1 pseudogene is annotated in these 443 nt (G+C 45.8%); it reads left to right on the top strand.

What is annotated here, in order from left to right:
• Positions 1 to 42 precede the first annotated feature (42 nt).
• Positions 43 to 443, top strand: a pseudogene (locus Q5762_RS37175) (hypothetical protein); the annotation flags it as partial.

Below are 443 nucleotides of genomic sequence, written 5' to 3'. Positions count from 1 at the left end.
CGTGAAGGCATTTATCAACCTTGGGGTACCGCGGGAAACCGTATGGGACGTGATGCTTTTGTCAAAGGAGTTGAATTTGGGGTCGATAACCCTTATCGGATGACCTTGACTCGAACCGACGCTGGTTATTTAGTGAGTTTTGATGATGGTAAAATATTTCAAAGCCAAGAAGTGAAAGGGGCTCATGCGAATATTGTACAGATGCAGGATCCTCAGTATCAATACGTCGGTTTTTTTGCGTCTCGTAACGCAAAAATCACCATTACCGATTTCGAGCTAACCTTAGCAAAATCGAACACGGTGAACGCGCCTCGCTATCAAGCGACATTAGAAAAGCCAGTTGTCCAGCAAGCCTCCCCCGAGGTTTCAGCACTAGATAATTATACATTGCAAGCACGAGCGAACTACACGGGTACTTTCAGCTTGACTCAAAATGGGCAACG

It is taken from the genome of Streptomyces sp. P9(2023) (genome assembly GCF_032436795.1).
Lineage (GTDB): Bacteria > Actinomycetota > Actinomycetes > Streptomycetales > Streptomycetaceae > Streptomyces.
Note: the sequence above shows the minus strand (reverse complement) of the source record. Positions and strands in the feature narration are given on the sequence as shown.